This window comes from Kitasatospora sp. NPDC096147 (assembly GCF_044763225.1).
In the GTDB taxonomy this organism is placed as follows: domain Bacteria; phylum Actinomycetota; class Actinomycetes; order Streptomycetales; family Streptomycetaceae; genus Kitasatospora.
Genome location: NZ_JBIWFX010000001.1, coordinates 87147 through 114102 on the forward strand (window position 1 = coordinate 87147; position 26956 = coordinate 114102).

The following is a 26956-nucleotide window of genomic DNA, read 5'->3' on the forward strand; positions in this document are numbered from 1 at the left end:
CCGGCCCTCCGGCCGCGCCCGGCCCCGCCACCACGACGGGCCCGGGCGCGGCCGGACGCCCCGCCCCCTGTCCGGCGCCATCCTGACGCACCGTCACCAGCCCCGGCACCGCCGGGTTCGGGCCGCTCGCCGCACACTCCTTCGAGTACAGTGCACCCCCATGACCGCACCCACCCCGGACGTTCACACCGACGCCACCGAGGCCCTGCTCCGCGAGCTGCTGCGCGACCAGCACCCCGATCTGGCCGAGCTTCCGCTGCACGAGGTGGCGGGCGGCTGGGGCAACCAGATGTGGCGTCTCGGCGGCGAGTTGGCGCTGCGCGTCCAGCGGATGGACACCAGCCCCGCACCCCAGCTCAAGGAGCGCCACTGGCTGCCCCGGCTCGCCCCGCAGCTGCCGCTGCCGATCCCCGTCCCGCTCCGCGACGGAGCGCCGTCCGACCGCTTCCCCAAGCTCTGGACCGTGGTGACCTGGATCGACGGCACCCCGCTGGACCACGGCGGGATCACCCGCACCGACCATGCGGCCGACACCCTCGCGGACTTCCTGCTGGCCCTGCACCGGGAGGCACCCACCGACGCACCACCGGGCGAGGGAGGCTTCGGCGCCCACCCGGCCGACTGCGCCCCGGCCTTCGAGCACTTCCTCCGCGAGGCCGCCCCGCCTGCCGACCTCACCGACCCGATCCGGGCGGTCTGGGCCGACGCGGTCGCGGCCCCGGCCTGGGACCGCCCGCCGGTCTGGGTGCACGGCGACCTGCACCCCGCGAACGTCCTGGTCACGGACGGCACCCTGACGGGCATCGTCGACTTCGGCGCCCTGTTCGCCGGAGACCCGGCCTCCGACCTCGCCGCCGCCTGGCTCCTGCTCCCCGCCGACGGCGCCACCCGCTGCCTCGCCCGGTACGCCGGGTGCGCCCCGTACGACCTGGCCGACTCGGCGACCGTGCGCCGGGCCCGGGGGCTGGCGGTGCTCAAGAGCCTGTTCCTGCTGTCCATGGGCCGGGCCGGCGACCGGGGCCTGCCCGGCGGCAAGCCGCACTGGGGCCCGATCGGCCTCGCCGCCCTCGACCGCGTGCTGCGCTGGCGCTGACCTCCGCGCCGCACGCCGACGGCCCCGCCCCCACCGGGCGGGGCCGTCGGCCACGGGTCAGAGCTGCGAGACGAAGTACGGCTCGACCGTCATCCACCCGTTGCCACGGGCCCCGTTCAGCCGGCCGGAGCTGGTCCGGGCCAGGGTGTACCAGGACTCCACGTAGTCCGGGTCGTCCACCCACCAGGACTCGGGGAGGGCGGCCAGGACGGCGTTCACCAGGGGGATGTAGGCGCCCTGGTCCGCGATGGTGAGCAGGACGGCGGCCACCGCCTGGGCCAGCGCGAGGTAGTTGGTGTCCCCGTCGTCCTCCATCAGGACCACGTCGGCGAGGTTGTACTTGTAGCTCGACCAGTTCACCAGGATCTGGTTCGGGTAGTAGGTGGTGCCGTCGTACTGGAGGTACGGCATGGCCACGGAGTCGACCCGGACCTTGCCGTCCTGACCGAATCCGCTCACCAGGGCGAACATCTCCGCCGCGCCCTTGAACCAGGGCTCCTCGTCGTCGTTCACCCGCACCGAGGTGATCTTCGTGCCCCACCACCCCGCCGCAGCGGCCTGCCCACCGGCCTGCGCACCCGCCGCCGGGCTGACCCCGCGCGCCGTCAACTCCCGCTGCAGCACGGCGATCCCGGCCGTCAGCGCCTTGGCCGAGTCGAGGTCCACCAGGTACACGGGACGGCGCGGCACGGTCGCCGTGGCGAGCTCGTGCACCCGGCCGGTGCCGTCGTACGCCCGCAGGGTGCGGGCCCGGTCGGAGGTGGCGGCGGTCGCCACCAGCGGCGCGGCGCCCGCCGCCAGAGCCCCGCTCATCGAGGCATCGGCCAACTGGACCCGCAGCAGCGGGCCGAGATCGGCGCCGAGGCCCTTGGCGGCGGCGATGTCCCGGTCGGCCCGGGCCGTGGTCCCGGCCAGCCGTGCGGCTGCCGCGCCGGGGACGGCGGCGGCCAGCGGAGCGAGGGCGGCGGGCGCCTCGGCCACACCGCGCAGCCGCTCCCGCAGGGCGGGGTCGGCAAGGGCGATGGCCAGCGTACGGGCCACCTCGTCCTCCAGCACCGCGACCCGGGAGGCCGGGGCCTGGCCGGTGGTGCCGGTGGCAGGGTGCGGGGCCGGGGCGGCCAGGGCCTGACCGGCGCCGAGCGCGAGCAGCGGCAGGGTCGCGAGGGCGACGGCGGCACGGCGCAGGCGGGGGTGACTGCGGGGCATACGGGTTCTCCAGACTCGTCGGGTGAGGGCGTCGGAGCGGTGGAGCGGTGGAGCGGTGGAGCGGTGGAGCGGTGGAGCAGTGGAGCGAACAGCACGGACGACGGCACGGTGTGACCGATGGGTACCACCAAGACCGGCAGCGCCATGACAAGTGAAGGGCCAACCTGACGCCGCATCAACCCCCGCTACGGCGAACGCCTGGCCCGGAACACATGAACGCGCGTAGACCACCGGTCGGCCGACGGTGCCAACGCCTAGCATCCGGCCATGAGCATCAACGGACACTACGCCCGCCTCGCCCCCACCGACCTCGGCCGCGCCCTCGCCGACCCCGACGTGGCCGAGGAGTTGACCGGCCACCTGGCGGCCACCGGCGACCGGCTGCACGAGGTCGGCCCGTACTGGGACGCCATAGCCTTCCTGCTCCGCCGCCACGGCTTCCCCGTCGACCTGGTGGACGGCGGCGCGGAGCTCCCGGGCGTCCCGGGGCTCGGCTACGGCCCGCCGCGCTACCTGACACCCGACCAGGTCCGCTGCGTGGTGGGGGCATTGGACGGCATCAGCGCGGACACCCTCGCCGAAGGACTCAGCGGAGCGGAGCTCACCGCCGCCGAGGTCTACCCGATCGGCTTCTGGGAACGGGACGGCGCCCTGGACTCCGCCGTCGGCGCCTACCAGGACCTCGCCCGCTTCCTCCGCACCGCCGCCCGCTACCGACAGGCGGTCCTGTTCTGGACCGCCTGACCGGCCGTCACCCCCTCGTCCACCCGCACCGCCCCGGCGTGCACACCGGCCTCCGCCACAACCCCTGAACGGGGTAGCCGGCACCCCGACCTCCTGGGGAATGAATGGTCATCAGCATGACCAGCACGAATGACGCGCCCGTGACGCCGTCCGACGGCTGCGGGCGCCACTCCTGCTCACCACCCCGGGCCTGACCCGGATCAACGAGGCGGCCGACAACGGGGACGCACTCCGCCGGGCAACCATCATGTCTTCACGGCTTCACCGTCGTCCCCTCCGCCAAGATCGTGGGTGCGGTGGCCTACCACCGGACCGCGCCGGCCGCCGCTGTGCGGGCCCCTGACACCGCCGAGGGTGGCGCGACCGGTCAGAGCGTGGTGGACAACGGCCACGCCCTCCGCCTGATGCGCACCTTCACCCTGGCTGAGCGTGCCGACGTGCTTCTGACCGACACCCTGTTCGGTACCGCGCCGATCGCCCCGGAGCGGGCTGTGTCGTTCACGGTGGAGGCCGTGGAGGCCCGGAAATCCCTTGAGCGCCCCGACCGGCCTCCAGTCGGAGAGCATGATCGAGACTTCGGCGGTGCTCTCCTGGCAGGCCATGAGCGGGGCTGACAACGACGAGGTGACCGTGAACGGGAAGTCGGACACGGTTCAGACCCTCACTCACGCGGTGTCCGGCCTGACGGCAGCACCAAGCCCGCTGCCGCAGGGACGTCATCAAGGCTGATGACACTGCTGCCGCTGCCGTCGTCCCATTCGATCAGGAGCCCGGAGCGACCCTCGTTCCAAGACTCCGGCGTGTCGGCGTCATCCTCAGGGCCGGGATGCCGCTCTACGCAGCCCTCGCCATGCCGCTATCGCAGATGCAGGTACTGGCCGTCCGCCGTCCAGGCATCCCACTGCGACGGGTATGCGGAACACGTCTGCACGACCGCGTCAGCTTCCGACCCTCATCCGTACTCATCCGTCGATGGTCGCTCAGCACCAGGCGCCGTACCCGGCGCTCCTCGCGCCACCTTCGCCGAACTGCTCGCGGGCTGCACCACCGACCAGGAAGCCCTGGAGTGGCGCGAGGAGCGCCGGGTACGGCGCCTGCTGGCGAGCCTGGCGGCCCCTGCCCTGGCCCGCCCCTCCCTGACGATCCGTCAGGGAGGGGTCCTGGTGTGCGCCTTCGAACAGCCGCTTCGGCGGCCCGCACCCGGGCCGGCGGCGCCGCGTGGTCGTTGCCCGCCGCGCCTGCACCGAGGGCCGACCGCCCACCTTCGGGCAGCCGCACCCCTGGACCTGCCCGCCTGGCCCCGGATCGCGCCGGGCGGCCCAATTCGTCCACGGCCGGTTCGGGCCAACCCGATGGCCTTCCGGGCGTGGGTGGGCGGCGGCGAGAGTAGTGCCCGGCCGGGTCGCCGAGACCGCGGCCGCCACACCGGCCAACTCAACCGCCCTGAGGGGGACGTCGTCATGCCTTCTGCCCGTCTTTCCAAGCTCGCCCGCATCGGCCTGGCCGCTGCCACCGCCGCCCTCCCGCTCTCGTTCGCCTTCGGCACCGGCACGGCCTCCGCGTCCGTGGGCAGCAGCATCATCCAGATCGCCGCCGCGAACCTCGGCAACAGCGGCTCCGGCCTGAACAGCGCCGGAACCTACGGCTACTACAACAGCGCACACGAGGACTGGTGCGCCGACTTCGCGAAGTGGGTCTGGGCCCAGGACGGTGTCGACGTCTCCGGTCTCACCGCCGCTGCGGGTAGCTTCGCGACGTACCGCGGCGGCCTCTCCAGCACTCCTCACGTCGGTGACGCCGTCGTCTTCAACTACGACGGCAACGGCTGGGCCCAGCACGTCGCCCTCGTCTCCGAGATCAACGCGGACGGCAGCATCGGCACCATCGGCGGCAACCAGACCGGCGGCTACGTCACCAAGGGCCTGATCAGGAACGGCATGTACGGCAGCAAGACGGTCAGCGGTTACGCCTCGCCGAAGGGCGGCCGCGACGACACTCCGCCGTCGGGTGCGCCTGTGCAGGCGGGTCAGGTGACGTCGGTGATGATCAACGGGGTGGGACACGTGTTCCAGGTGACAGCGGCGGGTGGGGTGCGAATCAACGACGGCCACTACCCCGCTGGTGGTTGGGAGGGATGGAAGTCACTCGACGGGAGCCAGGTCGCCTCGCTCGCGTCCGCAGCCGAGGGCAACCGCGTCCACCTGTTCGCGGTCATGCAGGACGGCACACTGCGGGAGACGATCGGCGACTACGGCACCAACAGCTGGGGCGGCTGGCACACCCTCCCGGGCAGCCAGGTCGCCGGCCTGGACGCAATCACAGTGGCCGGCAAGATCCGTCTCTACGCCGTCCTCAAGGACGGCACCCCGCGCAGCGCCGACCTCGACCCCACCAGCGACACCTTCACCACCAACTGGTACGACCTGACCGGCGGAAACGTCAAGCAGCTGGCGAGCGTCGCCGTGGGCAACACGGTCCGGCTGTTCGCCCTGACCAACGACGGTCTGCTGCACGAGAACGACGGCAACTACCCCTCCGGAGGATGGAGCGGCTGGTCCAACATCGACGGCAGCGGCGTCAAGACACTGACCGCCGCCACCACCGGCAGCACAGTGCACCTCTACGCCGGCACCAACGACGGCCTCTTCCGCACCGCCGACGGCAACGCCCCCGGCAACTGGAACGGCTGGAGCACCCAATCCGGCAGCCTCATCGACCAACTCGACGCCCTCAGCGACGGCCAGAGCGTCCACCTCTACGCCCACACCACCGACGGCCTCACCCACAGCCAGGACGCCAACTACGGCAACTCCACCTGGGCCGGCTGGTACAACCTCTGACCCCCACCCAACCCACCCGGCCGCCCGACACCCACCGGGCGGCCGGACCCGTACCCACCCCAGGCCCTGTCGGGTCGAGGGTCGGCTCGGCGTTCGCCCGGGAGCCGACCGACGTGCCGCTGCACCCCGACTTCACCATGCCCATCTCCGACCAGAGCCTCGGCCAGCGGGACGCCCTGGACAAGTGGGACGCCGACGTCCCACGGGCCCTGTCATGGGCTTACCCCGGATTGCAGACTCTGGTGTCTGCCACCATGCCTGGCGGAATCCGGAGGTCCGGTGGCGGTCACGCTCCTGGCCCGGCCCGCTGCCCCCGCGTCATGATCGGAGCACTGCCGAGCCACCCCGCCGCATCCCACCGCCAGGAGCCCCGATGACCACCGCCGGCACCCCGTCGATCGCCCCGCACGTCCGCCGGGCCCGCCCCGACGACCTCCCCCGGATCGCCGAACTCGCCACCGAGCACGCCGCCTACGAACGGGCCGCCGCTCCGCCGTCCGACCTCGCCGACCGGCTGGCCGTCCTGCTCTTCGACGGACCGTCACCCCGCCTCCGCTGCTTCGTCGCCGTCCCCGGCACCCCGAGCGCCACCGCCCTCGACGACGCCCCCGGCACCGACCTCGGCCCGATCGGGTACGCCACCTGCTCCCCCGAGCTCTCCACCTGGGACGGCGCCGAGTACCTCCACCTCGACTGCCTCTTCCTCCGCGACGGCCACCGGGGCCACGGGCTGGGCGCCCGGCTGATGGACGCCGTCCTGGCGGAGGCCCGCACCCTCGGCCTCGCCCAGGTCCAGTGGCAGACCCCGCCGTGGAACACCGACGCGATCCGCTTCTACGACCGCCTCGGCGGACGCGCCACCACCAAGCAGCGGTACGCCCTCCCCACCACCTGACCGCCCCCGCCCACCCCTCACGGTCACTCCACCGCCCGCTCCAACCGGCAGGCACCACCCTCCTCACACCGACGTTCGAGCCGCCCGCGCGAGACGGTCTGCACCAGCCCCAGCACCCAGCAGGCCGGGCACCCGCGCAGGGCGACCACCCCGACCGGGAGCAGCAGCAGGCTCGGCCACCCAAGCACCCCCAGCAGCGCGAACGCCGCCACCAGCGAGCCGAAGCCGATCACCCCGCGCACCAGGTGCACGGACACCGAACGGCTGGCGTACGAAGGCGAGTCCGCCGTCACCTCGTCTCCCCTCACCTCGCCTCGCCTCCCGCCGCATCCGGCCCACCGGCCGGCGGGGCGTTCTCCAGCGCGGCCCGCAGCGTGGCGCGGGCGCGGTGCAGCCGGGACTTCATGGCCGGCGTGCTCAGCCCGAGCGCGTCCGCAACGGTCCGGCCCGGCAGGCCGCGCACGTCACGCATGATCAGCACCCGGCGCTGGTCGTCGGGCAGCGCCGCGACGGCAGCCGCCACCCGCTCCACCTCCAGTCCGGCCAGGGCGTCCTCCTCCGCCGAGGGAGCGAGCACCTCGACGCCCGGGCCGTCCACGTGCACCAGGTGGCGGGCCCGCCGAAGGCACTCGTTGCGCACGATCCGGAACATCCACGAGGCGAGCGCCGCGCTGGCCCGCAAGGTACCCACCTTGCGGAACAGCACGATCATCGCGTCCTGCGCGGCGTCCTCCGCGTCCTGGCTGCTGGCGCAGAGCGAGAACGCGAACCGCCGCACGTGCGGATAGGCACCGGCCACCAGGACGGCGATCGACGCCTCGTCACCTTCCTGCGCGGCCACCACCAACCGGTCCGCCGGCCACGCCCCGGCGCCTCCTGCCCTAACCACGCCGACCCTTCCGCTTCGCTGCCCGCAGCACCACCACACAGGTGCACACCAGCACCGCCAACACCACCGCACCCACCACGACTCCGGTCACCGGACCTCCTCCGCTACGGCGGCCCCGTCGACCGCTCGACCATAAGAGGTCGCGGCGGACCGAAGGATTCACCCTCCGGACGAGAACTTTCCCGGTCGGCTCCCCACTGCTCCTCGCCCACCCCCCGATGCCGTCCCCGGCACCGCCCGCCGACCGTCCCGGAGCTCCAGGCGCTCGCCCCCGAAGCGCTCCCGGAAGCCCCGGTCGTGGGAGACCGCGACCACCGCCCCCGGGTACGCGTCGATGGCGGCCAGCAGGTCCTCGACCAGGTCGAGGGCGAGGTGGTTGGTCGGCTCGTCGAGGATCAGCAGTTCTGCGGGCCGGGTGACCAGGGTCGCCAACTGGAGGCGCCGCCGCTGGCCAGCGGAGAGCGCGGCGACCGGCACGTGCAGGTCGGCCTCGCGGAACAGGCCGAGCGACAGCAGCAACTGCGCGTGCTCCTCGGGATGCCCGGGCCGGTCGGCGGCGAAGGCGGCGAGCAGCGGCAGGCCGCTGGAGCGGACCGGTAGCTCCTGCGCCAGGTAGCCCGTCCGGGCCGTACGGCGGACGCTGCCCGCGTCCGGTTCGACCTCCCCGGCCAGCACCCGCAGCAGGGTGCTCTTGCCTGCACCGTTCTCACCGGTGACCAGGAGCCGCTCCCCCGACCGGATCACCAACTCCCCTTCCAGGTAGAGCCGTTGACCCACCACCAGGCCATGCAGCTCGACCAGCGGAGCCTTTTCCCCCTCGACCACCGGGCTCCCCGGCCGCTCGGCCACCGCCGGCGTCGCCACGAACCGCAGCGGCTCGGGCGGGCGCACCACCGGGTGCCGCCGCAGCCAGGCCAACCGCTCCCGGGCCGCGCGCACCTGCCCACCGAGCTTCGACTCGCTGGAGCGCCGGTGCTTGCCGAAGCCCTGCTTCGGATCCGGCCCGGTCCGGGCCAGCCGGTCGCCCGCCGCCGCCACCAGCCGCTCCGTGCCCGCGACTTCCTCCGCCCACTCCGCGTAGCGCTGCTCCGCCCCGCGTCGGGCGGCGGCCTTCGCGGTGCGGTAGCCCGTCCAGCCGTCGCCGTACCGGCGGACGGTGCGCTCGTCACGGTCGACCTCCAGGATGGTGGTGGCGATCCGCTCCAGGAAGCCCCGGTCGTGGGTGACTGCGACCACCGTCCCCCGGTGGGCCCGCAGGTGCTCCTCCAGCCAGCGCACGGCCGCCGCGTCGAGGTGGTTGGTCGGCTCGTCCAGCAGCAGGAGCTCGGGGGCAGCCGCCAACACGCAGGCCAGCGCCAGCCGGGACCTCTCACCGCCGGAGAGCGAACCGAGCGACCGCTCCCGGGTGATCCCGGCCAGCCCGAGCCCGTCCAGCGCGGCGTCCACCCGGGCGTCCGCCAGGTAGCCGCCGCGCTCCTGGTAGCGGATCAACAGCTCGCCGTAGGCGGCGAGTTCGGCCTCGTCGGCGTCCGCGAGGGACGCCTCGGCCGCACCCAGCTCGCGCTCCATGGCGCGCAGCTCCGCCAACGCGAGGTCGACGGCGTCCTGCACGGTGCGGCGCGGATCGAGGTCGAGGGTCTGGGTCAGGTGCCCGATGCCGCCGGGAAAGAGGACGGTGACCTCTCCTGCGTCGGGCGGTTCGACGGCGGCGAGCAGCCGCAGCAGGGTGGACTTGCCGGAGCCGTTCTCCCCGACCACGGCCGCCTTCTCGCCCGGGCGGACGGTGAAGGAGACCTGGTCGAGGACGGTCCGGGTGCCGTAGGACTTGGTGACGTCCCGTACGGACAGCTGCGTCGGAGCGGTGGCAGCAGGCAGGACGGAGCGGGCGCGAGCGCGCATGGGGGATTTCCTCTGGGCGTGCGAAGGGTCGACGGGCTGGAGTGACGGCGGATGTGCCGTGCCCGGACTCAGACGAAGAAGAGGAAAGCCATGCCCTCACCGTAACAGGGCGCCCCGCAGGACCTCGATCCGTTTTCCCCAGCCCCTCCGGTGTGCAGCGAGAGGCCGGTGTGCGGTGGACGAGGTGACGCGCGGCGGCTGCGTGAACCGAACTCCCCTCCTCAGGCCCGCAGTTCGTACCAGGGGCGGGTGGCGTGCTCGGTCGGGGTGCCGTCCAGGACGTGGGCGGTGCGGGCGGCCGGGTCGAGCAGGACGGTGGCCAGGCTCGCCCAGCGCTGGCCGAGCGGGCCGGCCAGGTCGGGGAGGCAGGTGACGGGCGGTTCGCCCGGCCCCGTGACGAGGCAGCCGACCAGCTCGTCGCGCGCGGCCGTCGGGGCGCTCGCGCCGAGCAGCCGATCGGCCAGGAAGGCGTGCCGCTGGCCGGAGTCGGGCTGGTAGAGGTGGGTCTTCTCGTCAGCGGCGGGCGCGGCGGTGAGGAAGTGGTTGGTCCGCAGCCAGGTGCCCTCGGCGAGGGCGGGAGCCTCGAAGACCCCGACCGGGCTGAGGTCGAGCAGCACCGCCTGCTCCCGGTCGAACAGCAGGAAGGAGCCGGAGGAGGTGATCGGCGCGGCCCGCAGCAGCTCGACGGCGTGGGCGGCGCTCTGCGCCTCCTCCAGCACCAGCGCGGCCAGCACGTGCACCGGCACGCCGCCGAGGCGGTCGGCGCGGTGGCCGAGGATGTTGAAGTGCAGGGCGAGGCCGGCGCTGTTGACCCCGATCTTCGCCAGGATGCCGTGCTCGGTGAGGCCCGCGTAGTCGTGGCCGGCTCCGGCCGAGTTGACGGTGTGCCAGTACGGGCTGAGCTCGACGTGCCAGTCCCAGGTCTGGACACCGAGGTGGTTCGTCCCGCCGTCCGGGCCGGCGACCCGCCGCACCACCGTGGAGCACTCACCCGGCGGCACGACCGCCGACCGCGCCAGGATCTCGGTCCGGGCGTTCAGCGCGCCCAGCTGCCACGCCTCCATCCCGGCGCCCTCCGCGACGCCCTCGATCTGCTCCCGCAGGCCCGCGCGATGGGCGCCGACGGCATCCAGTGCCCGCAGGCCGTCGTCCCGCACCTCGGCGGGGGTGAGACCGGAGGCGGCGAACAGCCGGCCGTACGCCGCGAAGGCGCCGGGGAGGGTGGCGGCCAGCTGACGGCCGCGGCGCCGGCCGCGCTCGCGCGGGTCGGTGCCGGTGACGGCGACGTGCGGGCGGTGGTCGGGGCGGGCGAAGGGCTCGGTCATGAGGGTGTGCTCCTGGAGAAGGTGAGGGAACGTCAGCGGATGGAGGCGCCGGTCATCTCGGGCCCTGCCCGGCGGACGGCCCGGCGGTCGACCCGGCGGACGTGACAGCGGTCGGCCCGGCGGACGTCACGGCAGCCTCGGCGGCAGCCGGCTCGCCGACCGCCCCGACCGCCCCGGCGACCGCCCCGATGGCCACTACGGCGACCGCTTCGGCGACCGGTCGGCCGTCGGTCCCCGCCCCGGCCGTGGTGTGCAGCAGCGGCCGACCGTCCACCACGGTGGCCAGGACGGGGTTGGCCGCCTGCTGATCGGGCGTCAGGTCGAGCGGGTCGGCGGCGAAGACGGTGAGGTCGGCCAGGTACCCGGGGGCGATCCGGCCGAGACGGGCCTCCGCACCGGCGGCGACGGCCGTCGCCCTGGTCATCCCCGCGTAGGCCTCGCGGGCGGTGATGCCCTGACCGGGCTGGACGGGGGCGGTGTCCGGGCTGTCCACCGGGCGGCGCAGTTGGGCGTCGGCCAGCGCGGCCCGGGGGTCGCCCTCGCCGATCGGCCAGTCCGAACCGAGCGCGACCACCGCGCCGTGGTCCAGCAGGTCACGGGTGCGCCAGCCCCGGGCGGCGCGTTCGGCCCCGATCCGGGTGGACCAGCCGTCACTGAGGTCGGCCTTGGTCATCCGGGTGCCGTGGACGGGCTGGAGGCTCGCCACCACGCCGAGCTCGGCGAACCGGCCGAGCAGGTCGTCGGGCACCGACTCCAGGTGCTCGATCCGGTGCGGGGCCGAGAGGGGCCGGCCGGCCGCCTCGATCGCGTCCAGCGCGTAGCGGACGGCCCGGTCGCCGATGGCGTGGGTGGCGGTGGGGATGCCGAGGGAGGTGAAGTACCCGACGGCGCGGCGGTAGGCGGAGGGGTCCTTCCAGAGCGGCGCGCGGTTCTGCCCGTGGGTGTCGGGCTGTTCGAACCAGGCGGAGCCGTTGTCGGCGGTGCCGTCGAGCATGAACTTCACGCCCTCCACCCGCCAGCGGCGTCCGCCCCGCCCCTGGAGACCGGCGATCTCGCGCCACGTCTCCGGGGTCGAGTCGGCGGGGACCAGCGGCGAACAGCGGATCCGGAGCGGGAGTTCGCCGGTCCGTTCGATCTCCCGGTAGACCGCCTCGGAGGGGTCGGTGAAGTCGAGGGCGTGCAGGCCGGTCAGGCCGACGGCGGCCAGGCGGTGGAGCTGCTCGGCGACGTAGCGGGCGGCCCGGGGCAGCTCGACCTCGGGGTAGTGGGCGAAGACCAGGTCCATCGCCTGGAGTTCGACCACGTAGCCGGTCGGACGGCCGTCGGCGTCGGTGGCGATCCGGGAGGCGTCGTCGAAGGTCTCGGCGCCGGTCAGCCCGGCCCGCTCCACCCCGGCGGGGCTGACCACCAGCGCGTGGGCGTCCCGGGTCATCAGCGAGACCGGTACCCCGGGGAAGTGACGGCCGAACACCTCGCCGCTGGGCTCACCAGGGGCTTGGTCCGCGAAGACGTCCGGATCGAGGTCGTAACCGGTGACCCAGGCCGCCCCTCCCCCGCCCTCGGCGATCCGCTCCGCGACCCGGGCCAGCACCTGGTCGAGGGTGGTCGCGTCGGCCAGGCCGAGCCCGCTGCCGGTCTCGATCGCACCCCAGACGGGGTGGGCGTGGGCGTCGGTGAGACCGGGGGTGACGGTGGCACCGGGGAGGTCCAGCAGCCGTGTGGCGGGGCCTTGGTGACGGGTCAGCAGTTCCTCGCCGCCGACGGCGAGGATGCGACCGTCCCGGACCGCGACGACCTGGGCTCCGGCCGTGGCTCCGGCTCCGGCTCCGGCTCCGGCGGGGTGGTCGAAGTTCTGGATCCGTCCAGCCCGGAGGATCAGGTCGGCATGCATACGGGGTGCCTTTCGGTGGTGCGGTTCAGCGGGGCCATCAGTTCACCCCACTGAACGATTCACATCGTTCGTACCGTTCGTTCCCTCCGAACGGTTCACTTCATTTCCCGCGCCGGATGCGGCTCACCACCCCACCCGGCGCGGATCAGCGGGCCGGACGAGGAAGCGTCCCGAACACCCGCGCCAGCACCGTGTACGCCACCGCTCCACCGAGGACACCCACCGGCACGGCCAGGTTCACCCCGCCGAGTGCGTCCGCGACCGGCCCCGACCAGGTGCTCGCACCGGCGCAGAGCACGGCGCCACCGATCCCGACCAGCGTGGCGCACACCCCGGCCGGGTTGATCCCGGCCCGGTACCAGTGGGCACTGTCGGGCCGCTCGTCCAGCAGCGCCCGACCGTCGTAGGCGGCGCGCCGCAGCAGGACGTCGGCCGCGAAGACGCCCATGCACGGGCCGGTGACGACCACCACCAGCTCCATCATGGTGTTCACGGCGGTGAGGAAGTCGAAGACCAGCACGGCGAACAGGGTCAGCCCCGCACCCACCGCCCCCACCACCAGCACGGCCGCCGCCCGGGGCAGCCGGACACCGATGGACTGCACGGACAGGCCGGCGCTGTACGCGGTCATCGCGTTGTTGGCCACCGTGTTGCCGACCACCCCGAGCGCGAAGACCGGCACGAACCACCCCGGCATCACGCCCTCCAGGGCCCGCTGAGGATCCGTCATGTCGAGGCTGGTCGCGGCCAGCACGCCGACCACGGTGAACACCACGCTGGGCAGGTACGCACCGGCCGCCGTCCACAGCGCGACCGCCCGGGGGCTGCTCCCCCGGGGCAGGTACCGGGCCAGGTCGGGGCTGTTGGCGTAGGACAGCGGAGCGGAGGCCACCAGGGTGAACCCGCTCGCCAGCGCCGCCAGGTGGGCAGCACCGGTGAGCGGTTCGGCGGGGGCGTAGGACCAGTCTGCGCGCAGCACCACCAACACCGAGACCACCACGAACACCACCGTCAGCAGCACGGTCAGCGCGGGGTACAGCCGGACGATCGTCGCGTGCCCGAACAGCGCGACCAGCACCGTCGCCCCCGCGATCAGACAGACCACCACCGCCTCGACGGCCACCGTCCCGGGCAGGCCCAGGAGTTCGGGCAGGCCGAGGGCCGCGATCGAGGCGGCCGACCAGTTGAGCGCCAGGTAGAGCGAGGAGATCAGCCAGCCGGTGACGGCCACCACCGCCCGGTTCGCCCGGATCCCGTACATGGCCCGCGAGATCACCGACCCGGCGGTCCCGGCCGCCGGCCCGCTGATCGCGACGTATCCGGTGAGCAGCCAGAGCAGGTTCCCGGCCAGCACCACCGCGACGGCCTCGCCGAGCGGGAGTCCGATCAGCACCAGCGCTGCGCCGACCACGAAGCTGAGGTAGCTGACGTTGGGCGCGGCCCAGACGGCGAAGAGTTCGGCGGGGCGGCCGTGCCGTTCGCCGTCGGGCACCTGGTCGATGCCCCGGGTCTCGACCTGACCCGCGCGGTCGCTCCCGCGCCCGGGGCCGGGGCTCGCGTCGCGGGTGATGGGGGGTTGCGCCATGGGGGTGGCTTCCTTCGCTGGGAGGGGAAGACGGCAGTGTCTCCGCTGCCACCGCGCCCGCTGGGGGAGGTACGCGGTGGCCGTCCAGGTCTTATTGGCTTTGCCACCAATAGCCTGTTGGTGCGACATCCAATAGGCTGACCGCCATGACGTCAAGCCCCCGCCGCCCCGCCCGGGCCGCCACCGGCCCGCGCACCCGCAAGGCACCCGCCGAGCGCCGCGCCGAGATCCTGGACGCAGCCGCCCGGCTCGCCCTCACCGAGGGCCTGGAGCGCGTCACCATGCAACTCGTCGCCGACCACCTCGGCGTCCGCCCCGGCCTGATCGGCCACTACTTCCCCACCATCGAGACCCTCCTCGCCGAGGCCTTCACCCACGCCGCCACCCGCGAACGCCGCTCCCTCCTCCCCCCGGCCGAATCCGACCTCCCCCCGCTCCGCCGGCTCGCCCTCTTCCTCCACCGCGTCTCCGGCCCCGACTTCACCGACCTCGACCGCCTCTGGCTCAACGCCCGCCACCTCTCGCGCTACCGCCCGACCCTCCACCAAGCGGTCGCCGACCAGGAGGCCGAGATGCGCACCGAACTCACCACCCTCATCGAAGACGGTGTCGCCGCCGGCGAGTTCACCACCACCGACCCACCGGCCGCCTGCCTCCTGCTCCTCGTCGTCATCGACGGCCTCGGCTCCTACGCCAACGACACCACCGGCTTCACCCACCCGGCCCTGGCGGCCCTCCCCCGCACCACCGCGGAGCAACAACTCGGACTGACGCCGGGGACATTGACTCTCCAGCAGGACGCCGGCCGGGCCCGCCCTTGGCCTTCCGGCGCCTGAATGCTCTACTTCGCGCACCGCTTCCCCGGTAATCTGACGGAGGCTCACACCTCCACCAGATTGTACGAAATGCCCGGTTCTCAGGAAGTTGCACACAACGCCCCGCCCCAGTGACATCACCCCAGCTCACAGAGACTGCTCCCCGCACGCGCCGGGTTGGTCCCGTGGTGTGGGTGCAGGCCCAGCCGGGTTCGCACTGCTCCCCGCACGCGCCGGGTTGGTCCCCCGCCAGGGGGTGCACGGACCCCTCGCCGAACTGCTCCCCGCACGCGCGGGGACTGCCCCGGCGACCGTGTGCCGGACCTGCGTGAACTGCTCCCCGCATGCGAATGGTGCCCGGCGATATCGTGGCCCCGTGATCGGCCCTACGCAGCACCCACTCCTGTTCCTCGACGTCGACGGCCCCCTCATCCCGTTCGGTGCAGCGCCCGAGGAGTATCCGAGGTACACCACCGCTCCCGCTACGAACCCGCTCCTCGGTCGAGTCAACCCCGGACACGGGCCTCGGCTGGCGGAGCTGCCCTGCGAACTGGTCTGGGCGACAACGTGGTTGGAGGACGCGAACGACGACATCTCGCCGATCCTCGGCCTTCCCCGGCTCCCCGTGGTGCGGTGGCCGGAGCCGTCCGAGGTCGACGAACGGGACGAGCGGCTCGGGCTGCACTGGAAGACCCGTACCCTCGTCCAGTGGGCTGCCGGGCGTCCGTTCGCCTGGGTTGACGACGAACTCACCGACACCGATCGGGAGTGGGTGGACGCCCAGCACCCGGGGCCGACATTGCTCCACTGCGTCGATTCCCGCCGTGGGCTGACCGGCGACGACTACCTCACCTTGGACGCATGGCTCCGGCAGTGGGTCGGAGCAGAGGCCCGCAGGTCGCCCACTCGGCCATGACGGAACGCCGACCCCCATAGACCATCGGGAGATGCGCAGCAGGTGATGCCTGAAGCGCCGACCCGGGCGCCGCATGCCGGCCATCGGCCTCCCGGTGACCGGGATGCGACGACGGCGCACGTATCCGAGGTGGCCTCCCGAACCCGCCCGTGCACCAACGCATCACCGACCGGCACCGCGCGGAGAACGACCCGCTCGGACACGGCGATCGGCCAGCCAGGCCGTTTCTTTGCGATCATCGGATCGGTGTTCTGGTCGTGCCGTTGACAGACGCGCAGTCGGCGCGCATGGAGCCATTGCTGCCATACCGGACGCCGAAGAGGGGCGGGCGGTGGCGCGACCACCGGTAGGCAGGGCTTCGGCGTAGTCGGCGGGCATCCGTTTTCTGATGGCTCGAGTTCATAGGTGCGCGAGCTGGCTGCGTAGGTGACAACGGGGTTCTGGCACAGATCTTGGGGAGCGGTCGCGGAGGGTGACAGCTTCGTTCGATTGCAAGGAGGGGCGGCGACTCCGGGGACCGTCAGCGATCACGCATTCTGGTCCACCACCAGCGCGTCGTCGCCCACTCGCTGTAGTTGGGCTCCGGCAAGGTGCGGCGCTCGAATTCTTCATCGATACGCGTGATCAATCGGCCCAAGTCCCTTTGGGCTCCGGGTGGAAGGTGCAGCATCGCCCACTCCAGGTCATCACGGGCATCTCCCACCCCGGGCGAATCAAACGCGGAGGCGTTCAGGTAGCGTCCGGACTCCTCGAAAGCCCACTCGAAACACGAGAGTGCCTTGGCGACCGCGTTGGGCCACATCTCTTGGTCTTCGACCCGGCGGATCGCTGCACGTGTTCGTGCGGAGACACCAGGGACCCTCAGAACCGGATACTGCCATCGTGGCCGCCACCGCTCTGCACGGACGGCCTTGGGACGCCTACGCGGCATCGCCCTTTCGGATCAACATGAGGTCATCCTGCCACGGCCGGGTACCTGCATGCACTGGCGATATGCCAGCTGCCGCAGGGGTTCCTACGATCCGGCTCTCGCAGCTCTCGGGGAAGATCGCGAAGTGTTACTGGAGAAGGATCATCTTGCGGAGCAGTTCGAAGCCGGCGCGGCCGTAGAGCTGCCGCTTGATCTTCTTGATGCGGTTGACGGCGCCCTCGATGCTGCCGGAGCTCCAGTTGAGAGTGAGCCCTGCTGTCACCGCGTCGAGGTCTCGGAGGAGGTGGAGCGCGAAGCCGGTGAGACCCGGTAGCCGGCTGGCGTCGACTGCGTCAATCCAGGTGGGGGTGTGGAGCCAAGGCGGTCGGTGAGGATCTCGCCGAAGTCGCGGACGTGTCCGGCGGCCTGGTCCAGTTCGGGGCAGCGGGCCAGGACCTCCTTCAGGCCGGCCCGGTCCTCCTCGTTCAGAGTCGAGGGATGCCGGGTGAGCCAGCCGGTCACCTGCCGCACCGTCGGTGGCCGCGGCGGCGCCCCAACCGGAGCCCCACGGAGGGTGGCGATGTGGGAGCGGACCATCTGGTAGGTGACGGGCGCGTTGTCGGCGACCAGTTCACTGTGGAGGCGGGTGACGCTGGTGCATCCTGCGGCGAAGCGCCGCTCCAGGTAGGGCTTGTAGGAGTCCAGTCTGCTGGGCCGAGGGCGGTTCTCGCGGAAGGTGTCCTGCCAGCGTGCGGCGTTCGCGTACCGGAGGACAGTGTTGAGGCCCCAGCCCAGGTGTCGGGCGATCGCCCGGCGTGAGTGGCCTTGGGCCAGGAGCTCGTGAACCAGGGCGTGTGCCGCCTTCTTTCGCTCGGCGCGTCGGCCGACGGGCTCCGAGTCGTCGAACACGAGCGATTCCCAGAGCGATGCGTTGATCTGCATGACCAGCACGATCACCGACCACGGCCGACCACGGCCGAGGTCATCAGGAAGCTGATGGAGCGTCACGTTCGACTGCCGGGCAGCCAGGCGTACTCGGTCTCACACAACCCAGCCCCTCACAATCGAACACCACGGTGACGCTCCGCGACCGCTCCCCAAGATCTGTGCCAGAACCCACCACTCACGTATAAAGCCAGCGAGCGGACGGTTTCTACCCCAGGTCTACGCACCTCGGTGGCCTCGTGCCTTCCCGCACTATCGGGTGGAGCTCGTCGACTGCCCTGGGGGATGATCCCCTGCGTGAGTGAAGAGGCAGGTGCAGGCTCGGACGATGCTCGTGCGTGGGATGAGCGGCTGGGTTGGGCCTTCGGGCTGGTAGCGGATGATCCGGCCGCGAGAACCGCGGCGCTTGTGCGTCTGGTTGAGGCCCAGCGGAAGGTCGCGGAAGCACTCGGTCGGTCCAACGAGATGTGGCTGCTGACGCGGCCTCTGGGGGTGGACGAGCAGTACCAGGAGCCGGCCTTTCGGCGGGCGCGACAGAAGTATCAGCGGGCACAGCGGAGTTCGCTGCCTGATGGGGTGTGGAGTAGCGCGGCGAGTGGAGATCTCGCGACGGGGCCAGGGCTGCCCTATGCGCTGCTCTTCTTGGAGTGGGAGGCGAGGTATCCGCAGGAGTGGACCCGGCATGCGAAGTCGTGGGGTACGAAGCAGAGCCTGATCCGGGAAGTGGCCCGAGCCCACCAGGAGGAGGCGGTCAAGGCGAAGCTCACCGACCTGGTCGAGATCGTCGTCCGCCGCGCGTATCGCTGCAAGGACCGGGAGTACGTGCGGGTCGCCCGAGCCGTCGACAGCGCCGACTTGCGCGGCAGGCTCGATCGCGCCGTCGATTCGGACAGCCCATGGGCCAGGTGCCAGGCCGGGTATGTGCTGTGGCTCCTTGACCGCCCCGATCTGCCGAATACCCGTAATGTCTGGCGGGCCTGGGTGGCGGGTCAGGCCACCGTTTGATCCGACCGGGAAGGGTCCCGTGATCATGGAGTGCCCTACGCCCGTGACCCGCGTGGAAATCGTGCGCACGCAGTCACCCCCGCCTGGCTCGCACAGCTGATCCGGGACCACGGGAAGACCGAGGCCCTGCACCACATCGGCGACACCACCTGCGCCGAGGACACCTCCCCCGCACACCACCCGGGACGCGCCGCACCCTCGGCCTGGCCGATACGTCCCACCCGCTGCGGTGCATGTCCTCGGAGGAGACCATGAGCACCACCACCAGACGCACCGTCACCCACACCGGCTCCGGCGGCGCCCCCACCACGGAGCGCCGGGGCACCCCCCACGCCCGAGCCACCACACCACCACCCGGCACCCGGCACCCGCCCGGGCTCACCCGTTCGGAGCCTTGCGGTTCCGGCTGCCGCGCCAGCGCACCCGTCCACCGTCGGCATCCCGTAGGGTCGGGCAATGGCGAAGTACTTCGATGTGCATCCAGATTCCCCCCAGCCGCGGACCATCAGCACCGTGGCGGCCAGTCTGCGGTCCGGGGCCCTCATCGCGTACCCGACCGACTCCTGCTTCGCGTTGGGCTGCCAACTGGGCAACCACGACGGGCTGGAGCGGATCCGGTCGATCCGACGGCTCGACGAGCGGCACCACTTCACCCTGATGTGTGAGGACTTCGCGCAGTTGGGTCAGTTCGTACAGCTCGACAACAACGTCTTCCGTGCCGTCAAGGCGGCGACGCCGGGGAGCTACACCTTCATCCTCCCGGCCACCAAGGAGGTGCCGCGCCGGCTGATGCACCCGAAGAAGAAGACGGTGGGGGTCCGGATCCCGGACCACACCGTCACCAGGGCACTGCTGGCCGAGCTCGGCGAGCCCCTGGTGTCGAGCACGCTCCTGCTGCCCGGGGCGGAGGAGCCGATGACCCAGGGCTGGGAGATCAAGGAGGCGCTCGACCACGTCCTCGACGCCGTCCTGGATTCGGGTGACTGCGGGACCGAACCGACCACCGTCGTCGACTTCTCGGACGGCGAGGCGACGATCGTCCGGCGCGGGGCCGGTGACACCTCCCGCTTCGAGTGACGGCGCGCGATGGCGGCCCGGGACGCAGCGGCGGCGACCGGCCGGGTCACCGCACCCGCACGGGAAGGGACCTGAGGCCGTTCTGGAAGTTGGACACCAACCGGACCGGCTCCCCCGCCGGCTCCAGCTCCGGGAGGGTGGTGGCGATCTCCCGGACCAGGGCACGCATCTGGACCCGGGCCAGTTGCGCGCCCAGGCAGAAGTGCGGCCCGTCGCCGAAACTCACGTGATCCTGCGACGGGCGGGCCGCCCCTCCCGAGCGGGCCGCCCCGCCCCGGTCCGCTCCGAAACGGTCCGACTCGGAGCGCCCGACGTCGAAGCGGTCCGGGTCGAAGCGGTCCGGGTCGGGGAAGACCGCCGGGTCGCGGTTGGCGGCGGCGTGATACACCACCACCTTGTCGCCGCGCCGTAGTCGGCGGCCACCGAGCTCCACGTCGTGGGTGGCGGTGCGGCGGAAGGAGAGCACAGGAGGCCAGTACCGCAGCATCTCCTCCACCACGGCGGGGGTCCGGGCCGGATCGGCCCGTAGGCGCCGGTACTCCTCGGGGTGGGCGAGGAGGACGTGCAGGCCGCCGGGGACGCCGTTGCGCAGGGTCTCGTTACCCGCCACGGCGAAGAGGAAGAAGGTGGTCTCGAACTCCTCCTCGGTGAGCCCGGCTTCGACCATCCGGGCCAGGATGCTGCCGGGCCGCGGGCGCCTCGCGAGGCCGTGGGCGTACGCGAACATGTCGGCCAGGGCCGCCCGCGAACGCGGATTGACGGGGCGTCCGTCCGGTCGTACCAGGTGCTCCGGCCGGGGGCGGACGGCCACCGCGCTGCGGCCCAGCGCGCTCAGACCTGACGGAGCAGCACCGACTTCCGCACCGGCGTCGACCGCACCGGCACCGACCGGGGCCGGGGCGTGGGCGTGGGCAGCGTCCTGGTAGCCGATCACCCGGTCCGCCCAACCGGCCAGCAGGGCGCGATCCTCGTCCGGCACGCCCATGATCCGGGCCAGCGTCCAGACCGGGAGGTCGGCGGCGAGCGGGACCAGGTCGAGCGTCGCCCCGAGGTCCCGGGCTCGCCGGACCACCGCCGTGGCCCGCTCCTCGATGCCCGCCGTCAACTCGCGGAGCGCACGCGGCGTGAAGGCTCCGGCGACGATGCGGCGCAGCCGGGAGTGGTCGGGAGGGTCCTGGTTGAGCATCATGGTGCGGGCGAAGTCGAGGTCGGCGGCGCTGTCGGGATCACGGATCTGGGTGGCGCCCAGGTGTGAGGAGTAGGTGGACGGCGTACGGAGGACGTGCCGGACATCGGCGTGGCGGAGCACCGCCCAGTAGCCGGGACCGGACGGCCAGTCACCCACCGCCGGCTCCTCCACCCAGCGGACCGGCTCCCGTTCGCGGTAGTGCGCGTAGAGGGGGTAGGGCACCCCTTCGGCGTAGGTGGCGGGCAGGAAGATCCGGTTCGCCCGTTCCTGATCCTGCGTCCGCTCCTGGGCCTGCGTCCGCTCCGGGTCCCGCGTCCGGTCCCCCTCCCGAGCCGACACCGTCGAGCCCGCACCGGAGCCCACACCCACCCCTGCAACTGAGCCCGCGTCCGAGCCCAACGCCCGCTCCTCCGCCGGTTCCTGGTCGAGGGTCACGAGGCGAGACGGTACGGCAGTTCCGGCGATTGGTGAAGCACGTCACGGCTATGCCCCGTCCCCAACCGGGGCCCGGACGTGTAGGTTCCTGCACACCCTGAGCGCGCGACCGGCGCGCGCAGGGTCGACTGCTGCGCCCGCGTCGAAGCCACATCGCACTCGAAGCACCTCGCCACACATCGCACTCGAACACCCTCCCCTTTCAACGGCTCCATCCGACGAGAGAGATCACGAGAGATGTCTGCAGACGACTCCGCGCACCACCCTCCCCAGCACATCGGCGTGGCAGCCGAGTCGACGTCCGGGGAGACCCGGGTCGCGGCCACCCCGAGCACCGTCCGAGGCCTGCTCGCGCTCGGCTACCAGGTGGTGGTCGAGGCCGGGGCGGGTACCGGCTCCGGCTTCAGCGACGCGGCGTACGCCGAGGCGGGGGCCGAGATCGGCGACGCCTGGGCGGCCGAGCTGGTGCTGAAGGTGAACGCCCCCTCCCCCGAGGAGATCGCCCGGCTGCGCAAGGGCACCACCGTGGTCGGGATGCTCGCGCCGGCCCAGCGGCCGGAGCTGCTGGAGGCGCTGGCCGAGCGTCAGGTCACCGCGCTGGCGCTGGAGGCGGTGCCGCGGATCTCCCGGGCGCAGTCGATGGACGTGCTGAGCTCGATGGCGAACATCGCGGGCTACCGGGCGGTGATCGAGGCCGCGCACGTCTTCGGGCGGTTCTTCACCGGTCAGGTGACGGCGGCGGGCAAGGTGCCGCCGGCCAAGGTGCTGGTGGCCGGTGCGGGTGTGGCGGGGCTGGCCGCGATCGGGGCGGCCTCCAGCCTCGGGGCGATCGTCCGGGCCACCGACCCGCGCCCCGAGGTGGCCGACCAGGTGAAGTCGCTGGGCGGCGAGTACCTGCCGGTGGAGGTGGAGCAGGAGGCGAGCACCGACGGGTACGCCAAGGCCACCTCGGCGGACTACGACCGGGCGGCGGCCGAGCTCTACCACGCCCAGGCGCAGGACGTGGACATCGTGGTGACCACGGCGCTGATCCCGGGCCGGCCCGCGCCCCGGCTCCTGACGGCCCGTGACGTGGCGGCGATGAAGCCGGGCAGCGTCATCGTGGACATGGCCGCCTCGCAGGGCGGGAACGTCGAGGGCACCGTGGCCGGCCGCACCGTCGTCACCGGGAACGGCGTCACCATCATCGGCTACACCGATCTGGCCTCCCGGCTGCCCGCCCAGGCCTCCCAGCTGTTCGGCACCAACGTGCTCAACCTGCTGAAGCTGCTCACCCCGGCCAAGGACGGCCACCTGACGATCGACTTCGAGGACGTGGTCCAGCGGGCCGTCACGGTGGTCCGCGAGGGCGAGGTCACCTGGCCGCCGCCGCCCGTCGCGGTCTCCGCCGCACCGGCCGCGGCCAGGGCGGCGGTCGCCCCGGTGGCGGCCGAGCCGAAGGTGTCCAGGCTCGCGAACCCGGCGGTGCGGTACGGGCTGATCGGCGCGGGGATGCTGGCGGTGTTCGCGCTGGTCGCCTTCGCCCCGGCCCAACTGGGCCGGAACTTCACGGTGTTCTCGCTCGCCGTGGTGATCGGCTACTACGTGATCGGGCACGTGCACCACGCCCTCCACACCCCGCTGATGTCGGTGACCAACGCCATCTCCGGCATCGTGGTGGTCGGTGCGCTGCTCCAACTCGGGCACGAGAGCACGCTGGTGACGGTGCTCTCCGCCGTCGCGATCCTGCTCACCAGCATCAACGTCTTCGGTGGCTTCGCCGTCACCCGCCGGATGCTCGGCATGTTCTCCGGCTCGACCAGCTCCTCCTCCGCCTCCTCCGACTCCACCGAAAGGCGTTGAGCCCGATGACTTCGCTGACGGCCGCGAACGCCGCCGACCTGGTCGCCGCCCTGCTGTTCATCCTCAGCCTGGCAGGCCTCTCCCAGCACCGCACCGCCCGGTCCGGAGTGGCCTTCGGCATCGCCGGCATGGCCCTGGCGCTGGCCGCCACCGTGATCGTGGCGTCCCGTTCGATCAGCGCCGGCGCGGTGACCCTGATCGTGGTGTCGATGGCGCTCGGCGGGGCGATCGGCCTCTGGCGGGCCAAGCGGGTCGAGATGACCGAGATGCCCGAACTCATCGCGGTGCTGCACAGCTTCGTCGGCCTGGCCGCCGTGCTGGTCGGGTGGAACAGCTACCTGGAGGTGGAGGCGCACGGCGCCGCGCAGACCGCCGTGGCCTCGGACCTGCTGGGCATCCACCACGCCGAGGTGTTCATCGGGATCTTCATCGGCGCAGTCACCTTCACCGGGTCGATCGTCGCCTTCCTCAAGCTCTCCGCGCGGATCGCCTCCAGGCCGCTGATGCTGCCGGGCAAGAACGCGCTCAACCTCGGGGCGCTCGGCGCCTTCGTCGGGCTCACCGTCTGGTTCACCGTCAGCCCGGGCCTGGGCCTGGTCATCGCGGTCACCGTGCTGGCGCTGGCGCTGGGCTGGCACCTGGTGGCCTCGATCGGCGGCGGCGACATGCCGGTGGTGGTCTCGATGCTGAACAGCTACTCGGGGTGGGCGGCGGCGGCTGCGGGCTTCCTGCTGGACAACAACCTGCTGATCGTCACCGGGGCCCTGGTCGGCTCCTCCGGTGCCTACCTCTCCTACATCATGTGCAAGGCGATGAACCGCTCCTTCGTCTCCGTCATCGCGGGCGGTTTCGGCGTCGAGGCGCCGGCCGGTGGCGGCAGCGGCGAGGAGGAGGGCGAGCACCGCGAGGTGCAGGCCGCCGAGGCGGCCGAACTCCTGGCCGGGGCCCGTTCGGTGGTCATCACTCCCGGCTACGGCATGGCGGTCGCCCAGGCCCAGCACCCGGTGGCGGAGCTGACCCGGCGGCTGCGCGAGCGCGGGGTGCAGGTCCGGTTCGGGGTCCACCCGGTGGCCGGGCGGCTGCCGGGGCACATGAACGTGCTGCTGGCCGAGGCCAAGGTGCCGTACGACATCGTGCTGGAGATGGACGAGATCAACGACGACTTCGCGGCCACCGACGTGGTCCTGGTGATCGGCGCCAACGACACCGTCAACCCGGCCGCCGAGGAGGACCCGTCCAGCCCGATCGCCGGGATGCCGGTGCTCAAGGTCTGGGAGGCGGGGCAGGTGATCGTCTTCAAGCGCTCGATGGCCTCCGGCTACGCGGGGGTCCAGAACCCGCTGTTCTTCCGGGAGAACAGCAGCATGCTGTTCGGTGACGCCAAGCAGAGCACGGAGCAGATCCTGACCGCCCTGGACGCGCTCACCCCGGTCGGCGCCGGCCGCTGACCCGCCGGTCCCACCCACCGCCTCCGCCTGGGGCGGACCCCACCCGGGGTCCGCCCCAGGCGGAGGTGTCTTCCGACGGTCCGTCACCTGCTGCCGCCCCGGACCGAAGCCGTGACGAGGGTCACCACCGACGCCGCGGTCATCCGCACCCAGGCCCGGCCGGGCACCGCCGCGACGGTGCGGCAGCAATCCCACCGCACCTCTCCGCGGGTGCCGACGGCATCCGGCCCGCCGTCCACCGCCGTGCCCGTGACCAGCGGCGTCGCACCGATCCGAGCCCGCCCCCGAGGCCGCGCCGCCCCGTCCGATCCTCGTCCGACTCAGGTCCGACGGTCACGGCCGGACGGACGTGCGGAGCGGCGCCCGTGGTTCCGGCCCGTTCACATCCCGGCCCACTTCCCTTCGATACAGAGTCACATCTGCCATACGGGCTGATAATTGAAGGCAAGACAGGGCGATGTGATGTAGAATCAGAAGCACAGCAGGCGATCCGGGGGAACCGGCATCGAGGTGATGCCAACGGACGCCACTGACCCTTGGGGGACCCACCATGACGTACAACCTCGCCACCGCGCAGGCCACCATCGACCAGCGCCTCCAGGAGGCCCGCACCTTCCGGCTGGCCCGCGCACTGAAGCTCCGCGAGCGCGCCAAGCGCACCAACGAGCGCGCCCGTCAGGCACTGACCAGCCTGAACGCGTGAGCACCCCGATCCACGACGGGCCGTCACCAGCACCACGGTGACGGCCCGTCCGCCGTTTCCGGCCCACCCCCTCGACCGCCCCTGACGGGCCTGTCGGGCACGAGGCGGCAGCCCCGCCCCACCCCGCCGGTGAATCCTCCCGGCCACCGCCCATCCCCTCACCGGACGCGGCACCAGCCCGCCGCACACTCCGCCGCACACCCCTCGTGCAGCCCACCACCGACCCGGCGGCGATCCGGCTCCCCAGGCGAGCCGACCAGCGGTTTCCGCCCCTTCGGCCCCGGACGCCCCGCCGGCCCCGCGCGCCTGACGGGCGGTCAATCGACCCCACCCCGATCACCCGAAAACAGTTCGGTTAGGCTAACCTAAGTGCTGCGTCCGACCAGCGGTCCCGGCCCAGCCGGGGCCCGCCGCCCGGGCGCCGAAGCACCACCACCGGGAAAGGGACAGCGGCATGGCCGAGGACATACGTGAACTGGACGGCAGGATCGCCCTGGTGACGGGGGCCGCGCGCGGCATTGGCGCGGCCGTCGCCCGGGTGCTCGCCGACCGGGGCGCCCAGGTGGTGGCCACCGACATCCGCACCCCGCACGACGACGTGACCTACCTCGACGTCACCGACGGCGCCGCCGTGGACGCACTCGTGGACCGGGTCGAACGGGAGACCGGGCCGATCTCGATCCTGGTGAACGTGGCCGGCATCCTGCGCCCCGCGCCGGTGCTGGAGCTCACCGACGAGGACTGGGCGGAGACCTTCGCGGTCAACACCACCGGCGTCTTCCACACCTGCCGGGCCGTCGGCCGCCGGATGGCGGAGCGCGGCAACGGCGTGGTGGTCACCGTCGGGTCCAACGCCGCCGGCGTGCCGCGCACCCGGATGGCCGCCTACGCCGCCTCCAAGGCCGCCGCCGCGATGTTCACCAAGGTGCTCGGGCTGGAGCTGGCCCGCGACGGAGTGCGGTGCAACCTGGTCTCGCCGGGCTCCACCTACACCGAGATGCAGCGGCAGTTCTGGACCGACGAGCAGAGCGAGCGCCGGGTGGTCGACGGCGACCCGGACCAGTACCGGGTCGGCATACCGCTCGGCCGGATCGGCGCCGCCGAGGACGTCGCGGAGGCGGTGGCCTTCCTGGTCAGCGACCGCGCGCGGCAGATCACCATGCACGACCTGTACGTCGACGGCGGCGCCACACTGCGGGCCTGACGGCCCGTGAGCCCGGTGACTGAGCCCCAGCTCGTGAGCCCCGGCCCGTGAGCAGCCGCCCGGAGCGCGCCCCACAGCCGCACCCGGCCGGTCCCGCACC

Annotated in this window: 24 protein-coding genes; 13 read left to right on the forward strand and 11 right to left on the reverse strand. The window is 72.5% G+C overall.

Features of this window, described 5'->3' with window-relative positions:
* Positions 1-160 precede the first annotated feature (160 nt).
* Positions 161-1093 carry an aminoglycoside phosphotransferase family protein gene (locus tag ACIRBX_RS00420; RefSeq protein ID WP_402292843.1) on the forward strand — a complete coding sequence of 311 codons (933 nt, stop codon included), beginning with the start codon at positions 161-163 and terminating at the stop codon, positions 1091-1093.
* A 57-nt stretch (positions 1094-1150) separates the two neighbouring features.
* Here the strand turns inward: ACIRBX_RS00420 and ACIRBX_RS00425 are convergent, their stop codons facing one another.
* The gene (locus ACIRBX_RS00425) at positions 1151-2299 is read right to left on the reverse strand and encodes a DUF3103 family protein (protein WP_402292844.1); all 1149 of its coding nucleotides are present in this window, start codon (positions 2297-2299) and stop codon (positions 1151-1153) included.
* Between the two features lie 267 nt (positions 2300-2566).
* Here ACIRBX_RS00425 and ACIRBX_RS00430 point away from each other — a divergent pair, with 267 nt between their 5' ends.
* The 4 genes from ACIRBX_RS00430 to ACIRBX_RS00445 all read left to right on the forward strand — a co-directional run bounded on the left by ACIRBX_RS00430 (position 2567) and on the right by ACIRBX_RS00445 (position 6778).
* Entirely contained in the window at positions 2567-3043 is a 477-nt protein-coding gene (locus tag ACIRBX_RS00430) for a YfbM family protein (RefSeq protein WP_402292845.1), read from the forward strand.
* 296 nt (positions 3044-3339) lie between these two features.
* A complete protein-coding gene (locus ACIRBX_RS00435) occupies positions 3340-3657 on the forward strand; it encodes a hypothetical protein (protein ID WP_402292846.1) in 318 nt (105 codons plus the stop codon).
* Between the two features lie 846 nt (positions 3658-4503).
* Entirely contained in the window at positions 4504-5883 is a 1380-nt protein-coding gene (locus tag ACIRBX_RS00440) for a CHAP domain-containing protein (protein WP_402292847.1), read from the forward strand.
* 373 nt (positions 5884-6256) lie between these two features.
* Positions 6257-6778 (forward strand): GNAT family N-acetyltransferase, encoded by a 522-nt coding sequence (locus ACIRBX_RS00445; RefSeq protein WP_402292848.1) that lies wholly within the window; start codon positions 6257-6259, stop codon positions 6776-6778.
* A 23-nt stretch (positions 6779-6801) separates the two neighbouring features.
* Here the strand turns inward: ACIRBX_RS00445 and ACIRBX_RS00450 are convergent, their stop codons facing one another.
* From ACIRBX_RS00450 to ACIRBX_RS00475, 6 genes are all read right to left on the reverse strand, one after another.
* Entirely contained in the window at positions 6802-7086 is a 285-nt protein-coding gene (locus ACIRBX_RS00450) for a hypothetical protein (RefSeq protein WP_402292849.1), read from the reverse strand.
* On the reverse strand, positions 7083-7619 hold the full coding sequence (locus tag ACIRBX_RS00455; protein ID WP_402292850.1) for an RNA polymerase sigma factor: 537 nt from the start codon (positions 7617-7619) through the stop codon (positions 7083-7085). Before ACIRBX_RS00455 ends, ACIRBX_RS00450 begins: the two co-directional genes overlap by 4 nt.
* A gap of 207 nt (positions 7620-7826) precedes the next feature.
* Complete coding sequence (gene abc-f / locus ACIRBX_RS00460) at positions 7827-9566, reverse strand: ribosomal protection-like ABC-F family protein (protein WP_402292851.1); 1740 nt, start codon at positions 9564-9566, stop codon at positions 7827-7829.
* A 221-nt stretch (positions 9567-9787) separates the two neighbouring features.
* Positions 9788-10891, reverse strand: a complete 1104-nt coding sequence (locus tag ACIRBX_RS00465) for a C45 family autoproteolytic acyltransferase/hydolase (RefSeq protein ID WP_402292852.1) — start codon at positions 10889-10891, stop codon at positions 9788-9790.
* A gap of 52 nt (positions 10892-10943) precedes the next feature.
* Positions 10944-12782, reverse strand: coding sequence for an amidohydrolase (locus tag ACIRBX_RS00470; protein ID WP_402292853.1), 1839 nt, complete (start codon positions 12780-12782; stop codon positions 10944-10946).
* 145 nt (positions 12783-12927) lie between these two features.
* Positions 12928-14367: a purine-cytosine permease family protein gene (locus ACIRBX_RS00475; RefSeq protein WP_402292854.1), complete on the reverse strand. Its 1440-nt coding sequence runs from the start codon at positions 14365-14367 to the stop codon at positions 12928-12930.
* Between the two features lie 146 nt (positions 14368-14513).
* On the opposite strand from ACIRBX_RS00475, the gene ACIRBX_RS00480 reads away from it, so the two are divergent.
* Both ACIRBX_RS00480 and ACIRBX_RS00485 read left to right on the forward strand, forming a co-directional pair.
* A complete protein-coding gene (locus ACIRBX_RS00480) occupies positions 14514-15203 on the forward strand; it encodes a TetR/AcrR family transcriptional regulator (RefSeq protein WP_402292855.1) in 690 nt (229 codons plus the stop codon).
* Positions 15204-15558: 355 nt separating this feature from the next.
* The gene (locus ACIRBX_RS00485; protein WP_402292856.1) at positions 15559-16098 is read left to right on the forward strand and encodes an HAD domain-containing protein; all 540 of its coding nucleotides are present in this window, start codon (positions 15559-15561) and stop codon (positions 16096-16098) included.
* A 520-nt stretch (positions 16099-16618) separates the two neighbouring features.
* On the opposite strand, the gene ACIRBX_RS00490 is transcribed toward ACIRBX_RS00485, so the two are convergent.
* The 3 genes from ACIRBX_RS00490 to ACIRBX_RS00500 form a co-directional block, all read right to left on the reverse strand.
* Positions 16619-16900, reverse strand: coding sequence for a hypothetical protein (locus ACIRBX_RS00490; protein ID WP_402292857.1), 282 nt, complete (start codon positions 16898-16900; stop codon positions 16619-16621).
* Between the two features lie 256 nt (positions 16901-17156).
* A complete protein-coding gene (locus ACIRBX_RS00495) occupies positions 17157-17366 on the reverse strand; it encodes a transposase (RefSeq protein WP_402293868.1) in 210 nt (69 codons plus the stop codon).
* Positions 17288-17950, reverse strand: a complete 663-nt coding sequence (locus tag ACIRBX_RS00500; RefSeq protein WP_402292858.1) for a helix-turn-helix domain-containing protein — start codon at positions 17948-17950, stop codon at positions 17288-17290. The genes ACIRBX_RS00495 and ACIRBX_RS00500 overlap by 79 nt, the downstream gene beginning before the upstream one ends.
* Positions 17951-18250: 300 nt before the next feature.
* On the opposite strand from ACIRBX_RS00500, the gene ACIRBX_RS00505 reads away from it, so the two are divergent.
* Positions 18251-18958: a hypothetical protein gene (locus tag ACIRBX_RS00505; protein ID WP_402292859.1), complete on the forward strand. Its 708-nt coding sequence runs from the start codon at positions 18251-18253 to the stop codon at positions 18956-18958.
* 456 nt (positions 18959-19414) lie between these two features.
* Entirely contained in the window at positions 19415-20035 is a 621-nt protein-coding gene (locus tag ACIRBX_RS00510; protein WP_402292860.1) for an L-threonylcarbamoyladenylate synthase, read from the forward strand.
* A gap of 46 nt (positions 20036-20081) precedes the next feature.
* On the opposite strand, the gene ACIRBX_RS00515 is transcribed toward ACIRBX_RS00510, so the two are convergent.
* Positions 20082-21659, reverse strand: a complete 1578-nt coding sequence (locus ACIRBX_RS00515; protein ID WP_402292861.1) for a cytochrome P450 — start codon at positions 21657-21659, stop codon at positions 20082-20084.
* Between the two features lie 237 nt (positions 21660-21896).
* On the opposite strand from ACIRBX_RS00515, the gene ACIRBX_RS00520 reads away from it, so the two are divergent.
* From ACIRBX_RS00520 to ACIRBX_RS00535, 4 genes are all read left to right on the forward strand, one after another.
* Positions 21897-23501, forward strand: a complete 1605-nt coding sequence (locus tag ACIRBX_RS00520; protein WP_402292862.1) for a Re/Si-specific NAD(P)(+) transhydrogenase subunit alpha — start codon at positions 21897-21899, stop codon at positions 23499-23501.
* A 5-nt stretch (positions 23502-23506) separates the two neighbouring features.
* A complete protein-coding gene (gene pntB, locus ACIRBX_RS00525; protein WP_402292863.1) occupies positions 23507-24949 on the forward strand; it encodes a Re/Si-specific NAD(P)(+) transhydrogenase subunit beta in 1443 nt (480 codons plus the stop codon).
* A 550-nt stretch (positions 24950-25499) separates the two neighbouring features.
* Complete coding sequence (locus ACIRBX_RS00530; protein WP_402292864.1) at positions 25500-25652, forward strand: hypothetical protein; 153 nt, start codon at positions 25500-25502, stop codon at positions 25650-25652.
* 454 nt (positions 25653-26106) lie between these two features.
* Positions 26107-26856: a 2,3-dihydro-2,3-dihydroxybenzoate dehydrogenase gene (locus tag ACIRBX_RS00535; protein WP_402292865.1), complete on the forward strand. Its 750-nt coding sequence runs from the start codon at positions 26107-26109 to the stop codon at positions 26854-26856.
* The last annotated feature ends 100 nt before the right edge of the window (positions 26857-26956 follow it).

Excerpts from the sequence above, each read along its gene's own strand:
- ACIRBX_RS00420 (WP_402292843.1), top strand. The coding sequence starts at position 161 with ATGACCGCACCCACCCCGGACGTTCACACCGACGCCACCGAGGCCCTG.
- ACIRBX_RS00425 (WP_402292844.1), bottom strand. The coding sequence starts at position 2,299 with ATGCCCCGCAGTCACCCCCGCCTGCGCCGTGCCGCCGTCGCCCTCGCG.
- ACIRBX_RS00430 (WP_402292845.1), top strand. The coding sequence starts at position 2,567 with ATGAGCATCAACGGACACTACGCCCGCCTCGCCCCCACCGACCTCGGC.
- ACIRBX_RS00440 (WP_402292847.1), top strand. The coding sequence starts at position 4,504 with ATGCCTTCTGCCCGTCTTTCCAAGCTCGCCCGCATCGGCCTGGCCGCT.
- ACIRBX_RS00445 (WP_402292848.1), top strand. The coding sequence starts at position 6,257 with ATGACCACCGCCGGCACCCCGTCGATCGCCCCGCACGTCCGCCGGGCC.
- abc-f (WP_402292851.1), bottom strand. The coding sequence starts at position 9,566 with ATGCGCGCTCGCGCCCGCTCCGTCCTGCCTGCTGCCACCGCTCCGACG.
- ACIRBX_RS00465 (WP_402292852.1), bottom strand. The coding sequence starts at position 10,891 with ATGACCGAGCCCTTCGCCCGCCCCGACCACCGCCCGCACGTCGCCGTC.
- ACIRBX_RS00470 (WP_402292853.1), bottom strand. The coding sequence starts at position 12,782 with ATGCATGCCGACCTGATCCTCCGGGCTGGACGGATCCAGAACTTCGAC.
- ACIRBX_RS00475 (WP_402292854.1), bottom strand. The coding sequence starts at position 14,367 with ATGGCGCAACCCCCCATCACCCGCGACGCGAGCCCCGGCCCCGGGCGC.
- ACIRBX_RS00480 (WP_402292855.1), top strand. The coding sequence starts at position 14,514 with ATGACGTCAAGCCCCCGCCGCCCCGCCCGGGCCGCCACCGGCCCGCGC.
- ACIRBX_RS00490 (WP_402292857.1), bottom strand. The coding sequence starts at position 16,900 with ATGTGGCCCAACGCGGTCGCCAAGGCACTCTCGTGTTTCGAGTGGGCT.
- ACIRBX_RS00500 (WP_402292858.1), bottom strand. The coding sequence starts at position 17,950 with ATGCAGATCAACGCATCGCTCTGGGAATCGCTCGTGTTCGACGACTCG.
- ACIRBX_RS00510 (WP_402292860.1), top strand. The coding sequence starts at position 19,415 with ATGGCGAAGTACTTCGATGTGCATCCAGATTCCCCCCAGCCGCGGACC.
- ACIRBX_RS00520 (WP_402292862.1), top strand. The coding sequence starts at position 21,897 with ATGTCTGCAGACGACTCCGCGCACCACCCTCCCCAGCACATCGGCGTG.
- pntB (WP_402292863.1), top strand. The coding sequence starts at position 23,507 with ATGACTTCGCTGACGGCCGCGAACGCCGCCGACCTGGTCGCCGCCCTG.
- ACIRBX_RS00530 (WP_402292864.1), top strand. The coding sequence starts at position 25,500 with ATGACGTACAACCTCGCCACCGCGCAGGCCACCATCGACCAGCGCCTC.
- ACIRBX_RS00535 (WP_402292865.1), top strand. The coding sequence starts at position 26,107 with ATGGCCGAGGACATACGTGAACTGGACGGCAGGATCGCCCTGGTGACG.